General features: G+C 40.4%; 8 protein-coding genes. 6 read left to right on the top strand and 2 right to left on the bottom strand.

All coding sequences use genetic code 11. From position 1 onward, the window contains the following. Nucleotides 1–281: 281 nt before the first annotated feature. From B2X72_RS18760 to B2X72_RS18750, 3 genes are all read left to right on the top strand, one after another. The gene (locus tag B2X72_RS18760; protein ID WP_157626078.1) at nt 282–533 is read left to right on the top strand and encodes a hypothetical protein; all 252 of its coding nucleotides are present in this window, start codon (nt 282–284) and stop codon (nt 531–533) included. A gap of 324 nt (nt 534–857) precedes the next feature. Continuing rightward, the gene (locus B2X72_RS18755) at nt 858–1379 is read left to right on the top strand and encodes a DUF4142 domain-containing protein (protein ID WP_088161497.1); all 522 of its coding nucleotides are present in this window, start codon (nt 858–860) and stop codon (nt 1377–1379) included. Nucleotides 1380–1544: 165 nt separating this feature from the next. Then, entirely contained in the window at nt 1545–2045 is a 501-nt protein-coding gene (locus tag B2X72_RS18750; RefSeq protein WP_075994784.1) for a hypothetical protein, read from the top strand. 33 nt (nt 2046–2078) lie between these two features. Here the strand turns inward: B2X72_RS18750 and B2X72_RS18745 are convergent, their stop codons facing one another. Both B2X72_RS18745 and B2X72_RS18740 read right to left on the bottom strand, forming a co-directional pair. Next, nucleotides 2079–2306 carry a hypothetical protein gene (locus B2X72_RS18745; RefSeq protein WP_157698448.1) on the bottom strand — a complete coding sequence of 76 codons (228 nt, stop codon included), beginning with the start codon at nt 2304–2306 and terminating at the stop codon, nt 2079–2081. Between the two features lie 132 nt (nt 2307–2438). Continuing rightward, on the bottom strand, nt 2439–2924 hold the full coding sequence (locus B2X72_RS18740; RefSeq protein WP_286851039.1) for a DUF421 domain-containing protein: 486 nt from the start codon (nt 2922–2924) through the stop codon (nt 2439–2441). A gap of 228 nt (nt 2925–3152) precedes the next feature. Between B2X72_RS18740 and B2X72_RS18735 the strand changes: the two genes are divergently transcribed. The 3 genes from B2X72_RS18735 to B2X72_RS18725 all read left to right on the top strand — a co-directional run. Next, nucleotides 3153–3896: a nucleotidyltransferase gene (locus tag B2X72_RS18735; RefSeq protein WP_286851037.1), complete on the top strand. Its 744-nt coding sequence runs from the start codon at nt 3153–3155 to the stop codon at nt 3894–3896. Between the two features lies 1 nt (nt 3897). After that, nucleotides 3898–4632 (top strand): metallophosphoesterase family protein, encoded by a 735-nt coding sequence (locus tag B2X72_RS18730; protein WP_088161493.1) that lies wholly within the window; start codon nt 3898–3900, stop codon nt 4630–4632. A gap of 135 nt (nt 4633–4767) precedes the next feature. Further along, on the top strand, nt 4768–5061 hold a 294-nt coding region (locus tag B2X72_RS18725), incomplete at its 3' end, for a DJ-1/PfpI family protein (RefSeq protein ID WP_286851036.1).

Raw genomic sequence — 5061 nt, 5'->3', positions numbered from 1 at the left:
TCTGCTGATGTTGTTGCCATAATAATAAGTTTTATGCTCCGAAGAGCTGTTCGTCAAATAAACAGATCTCAAACTTTTTTCGTTCAGCAAATCACGCTGATACTTCCAAATCAAGCATTTACCACATATCTCCAGTAAAAACACGTTTTTCCGACACAAGGCCCCAAAAGAAGAACCACGCTACAATTAACGTACAAATCATGCTAAATTGCTTACTAACACAGTTAACGATCAAGCAACAGCGGTGGTTCACCAACAAATGATTATAAATTAAATGTAGTATGAATAAAAATTGCACAACTCAGGATGCCCATCGAGGTATGGCCATTCTCGGTTCAACGATCGTATCACAATCAGGTCCCGAAAATCTTCCGAACGATATTCCGGACGAGCATGAAGAAGATCTACCGGAAAACACACCGTATCAACAACCGGAAATTGATCAGGAAGATTCTAAAACGGATGAAGAAATAGACCTAGGCATTGCCGAGGAAGAACCGGAGATACCCAGCCAAAAAACAACTGTTTCATAGCTGCCTGTTTTTAGTTTAGCTGAGTAATTTATTTTTGATGTTCCGAAATTGACATAAAAGCTTTAATCATGGTATAATACGAATTTGTACGATGCATTTACGTAAACAACACCGTTTTCGATTTAAATACGTAAAATATAACAGTTCCAAACCCTAGCTTCTCGACCACTGTTCACTATTTAAAACACACACATAAAGGAGTCTATGTTTATATCATCGGTATCGTCTTATCCATTTTAGCATCTTCTACTATCATTAGTTATGGACAAACAAGGAAATGACAACCGAAATAGCATACATCGTTAACAATTAAACAATAGCATTATGAAAACCTTTTTAAAAACTTTGGGAACGCTGCTAGTGATTTTTGCTTGCATTTTAACTGTTCAGGCGCAAGACAGCAAACCCGCTCAGCCACAGCCTGGAGACTTGGACTTTGCCAGCAAAGCCACGGCCAGCAACAATTTCGAACTGCAGACAGCAAGCATTGCTCTCTCAAAATCACAAAACCCTAATATAAAACAATATGCACAGATGATTACAGACGACCATACTGCTGCAGGAAATGAACTGTCGACCATTGTAAAGAATAAAAATTGGCAGCTGAGTACGAGTGACGATCAAAATTATAAATCCATGATCGACCAACTCAATCATGCGGACACAGCAAGTTTTGACCGCATCTATACCGATCTGATGGTTAAGAGCCATCAGGATGCCATTTCACTTTTCAAAGATGCGAGCACAGGCACAGCAATTACAGATGCTGACCTTAAGAAATTCGCTACTGATAAAATTCCCGCATTTGAAAAACATCTTGATCAAATTAAAAATATGCAGCCTTAAGATCCTTCGATAAGTGATATGCACATTACACCAAATGCGCCATCGCCAGCTGTTAAGAACAAAGTGCTCAAACCGACATTAAAATAATAAGCATATTTATTTCATTTATTCACTCCGAAGGACAAAGCCATAAAGGCGATGTCCTTCGTTAATTCTTATCATACCATGGAACAGACATTCGACTACATACATGAACTTCTTAATAGACAAATGGCGCTACGTGCTAAAATAGAAGACAGCCCTATTGCGGGCGAAATTAAAATGAGCTATGGGCAGGATTTTTATCAGGAAGAAGTGAGGGCTATGGGGCTTGCAATGATTCGCGATGGCTGGGACATGGAGGGCGAACAACTGATCCTCGATTTCACACATGAACACTATCCGACGCGAGCGAAGGATGAACTTATGTGGATCAACAAAATGATGCGTTACCTAGAGGTTATTACCGATACCTTTATTGACAATCTACATGCCGAGGGCTACCGCTGGTTACAAGGGAATGTCGATATGCCCAATGAACACGCGATATTCTATCCCGTTCACGACATAGATGCATTTGGAAAATTGTCCCAAGAACTAGGGTTGAATACTCTTATAGATCTGAAAATACCAAACCCATTGGAGCAGTTACCAGGTTGGATCTATTATCGCTCTGTAAGTAAATAATTTTGCACCATCGTTCGCAAAGATACAACTGGGTCAATCCGTATTTTTACCGCGATCCAGATTGTCCAATGGCACCCCTTCTTTTGCGCTCCCGTCATTTTTTGTCGTATCTTTTCCGCGGCTTCGGTGAATATTGTCTAACGGTAGACCATTTTGGTTGACTGCGGTGTCTATCAAAGTTTCCTCGCTATTATTAGCCCTATTATCGCAAGACATTGCTATTGCCGCAAATGCGATGACCAAATAAAAATATTTTATCATAATCTTATCTTTTATTTATGTTTTTTACCCCTTCCCAGGTTAGCTATGTGAAGTGTCAATAGGCTTTGATTCAAGTGATCCCTTTCGACGTCACAATATGTTTTTACACAGGAAGAGTTATCTGTTAAATATTTATTTTCTTTCCTTGAGTGTAAAGCTTATTCGGCCATTCGGCTCCATCAAAGCCATATCTACTTCATCAAGGTGCTTACTGTTTGTTTCTAGCCGCAAGCTCGTCAGTAGATCTGTGCGACTTACACCCAGTCGATCCATCTGATCCCATTGGATTTTACCGTTCTTGTATAAAACAGCCGGCTTACCTTTTACCATATTACCCAAATAGGGAAGCCGGGCCGATACCTGGGCCAGGATTTTATTGAAAATAATCATGACAAAGCCAGCGAACACCGTTGACAGGAACGGCGAGGCGCCAACTATCCCTCTAGCCAACACTGCACCTAGCATAATAATGATTACGAAATCCACACCCGACTTTCGGCCGAGAATTCGAATTCCTCCTAGTCGAACCAGAAAAAGCGCTATAATAAACATAATAAACGCGCGCGATCCCATCTGTAACATCGTGAGATCCTCACCAGAGCCAAAAAAACTGTCCATATCTATGCTGTTTAGATCGTTGTGATATGTCCATCCATACTTCATCAGGCAATGAGCCCTCTATTTTATTTCAGACCATTTTATTTCAGAACATCGATAAGAGCCCTCCGAGTTCCAAAAATTTTTAAATAGAGTACTTTTACTATTAATCTGGTGGATAATACGTTTTCATTGACTATCAACAAACTACTGCATTTATTTGACTGTCTTTAAGAAAAAGTAGACAATATGATTCATTTAGATAATCCACCTGAGGATTGCTTGGCTTTCTTTCAAGATACATTGAGACTGCTACAAGAGAACGGATGTCAATTTATGGTAGGTGGCGGTTTGGCTATGTTTCACTACACAGGGATCATACGGCCTACGAAAGACATGGATATTTTTTGCAAAAGCAGCGAATACCCAAAAATTCTCAAGCATTTTGCCGCCAGTGGTTATAAAACGGAATTGACGGATGTAAGATGGCTGGCCAAGATTTATAAGCCCCCCTATTTTATTGACATTATTTTTGATAGTGTCAATCACAATTGTACTGTGGAACAAGATTGGTTTGACAGGGGGCCTGAGGGAGTGTTGTTTGATAAAACCGTACGTTATATACCCGCAGAAGAACTCGTTTGGTGTAAACTGTATGTGCAAAACCGAGAGCGGCACGATAGCGCCGATATAAACCATATTTGGCTAAAATATGGGAAGAAACTGGACTGGGATCGTTTATTATCCCGGATGGATCAACATTGGCACCTCTTGTTGGCCCAAATGCTCATCTTTCAGTTTACCTATCCGCATGACTATCGCGATATTCTACCAAAGGAATTATTTGATCAGCTTATTAAGCGCGCAGCAGACCAGTATGAACTGCCTCCTTGCTTAGAGAAAGTTTGCCTTGGACCGCTCATCGACCAGACACAATATGAGATCGATATTAAAGAATGGGATTATAAATCATATACCATAAAAACTGTTTGAGATGAATAAAAAGACAACAATAGCCGCTTTGGGCGATATACATATGAATGCAAACCAGCATGGAAAATGGAAAACAAAATTTGAAGAAATTTCAGAAAAAGCAAAAGTCCTGCTATTATGTGGTGATTTAACCGACACGGGGGATGAAGAAGAAGCTGAATTACTCGTTGCCGAACTTCAATCCATCAAAGTTCCGGTCCTCGCCGTATTAGGAAATCACGATTATGAAAAAGGCCGGCAGAAACAGATTCGACAAATTTTGACCGACAGTAAAATTACGGTTTTGGACGGCGAAGCAATCGTAATCGAAAATATTGGTTTTGCCGGCGTAAAAGGATTTGGTGGTGGGTTTGACCGTTATATGTTGTCGATGTTCGGCGAAGATGCCATGAAAAGTTTTGTGCAGGAAGCTGTAAACGAATCATTGCTACTGGACCGTGCCTTGGCAAGGTTAGAGCAAGAGCATGCAGCTATAAAAAAAGTCGCTTTACTCCATTATGCACCTATAGCGGAAACAGTATTGGGTGAACCCGAACAGATTTATCCATTCTTAGGCTCAACACATTTAATGGAGCCGCTCCAGCGGCGTAAAGTTACTGCTGCCTTTCATGGGCATGCGCATGCGGGGAAATTCAAAGCCCTATCCCCCGCCGGAATACCGATTTATAATGTGGCAGTACCTGTACTGAAAGCTCATCATGGCGACGATACATGCTTTGCACTTATCGATATCTAAATTCAAAATCAACTTTAACTTCTCATTATGGTAATTGTCAAAACCCAGCTCGAAAGTAATTTATATCAAACCTTCGTAGGTTTAGATCCGTTCTCTTTAAGAACAAAAAACATATAATACAAACAAACTTTAGCTATGGAAAATTTAAAAAATAAGCGGATTGCCATATTGGTAGCAGATGGATTTGAAGAAATCGAATTGACCAGTCCCAAAGAAGCGCTGGAAAATGCAGGCGCCAAAACAGACATTATATCACCGGCTAAAGGAAAAGTTCGCGCAAAAAATGGTGATGAGTGGTCAAATGATTATCCTGTCGATGTTGCTCTTCAGGAGGCAGAAGAGGATAAGTACGATGGATTGCTGCTGCCCGGCGGAGTCATAAGCCCCGATAAATTGAGAACCAATAAAACGGCTATTGCTTTGATTAAT

Source organism: Sphingobacterium sp. UBA7253, assembly GCF_002472745.1.
Lineage (GTDB): Bacteria > Bacteroidota > Bacteroidia > Sphingobacteriales > Sphingobacteriaceae > Sphingobacterium > Sphingobacterium siyangense.
This window is presented reverse-complemented; position numbering and strand designations above follow the sequence as displayed.

Bases quoted from the DNA above. Each gene is read 5' to 3' on its own strand.
- B2X72_RS18760 (WP_157626078.1), top strand. From the start codon at position 282: ATGAATAAAAATTGCACAACTCAGGATGCCCATCGAGGTATGGCCATT.
- B2X72_RS18755 (WP_088161497.1), top strand. From the start codon at position 858: ATGAAAACCTTTTTAAAAACTTTGGGAACGCTGCTAGTGATTTTTGCT.
- B2X72_RS18750 (WP_075994784.1), top strand. From the start codon at position 1,545: ATGGAACAGACATTCGACTACATACATGAACTTCTTAATAGACAAATG.
- B2X72_RS18745 (WP_157698448.1), bottom strand. From the start codon at position 2,306: ATGATAAAATATTTTTATTTGGTCATCGCATTTGCGGCAATAGCAATG.
- B2X72_RS18740 (WP_286851039.1), bottom strand. From the start codon at position 2,924: ATGGACAGTTTTTTTGGCTCTGGTGAGGATCTCACGATGTTACAGATG.
- B2X72_RS18735 (WP_286851037.1), top strand. From the start codon at position 3,153: ATGATTCATTTAGATAATCCACCTGAGGATTGCTTGGCTTTCTTTCAA.
- B2X72_RS18730 (WP_088161493.1), top strand. From the start codon at position 3,898: ATGAATAAAAAGACAACAATAGCCGCTTTGGGCGATATACATATGAAT.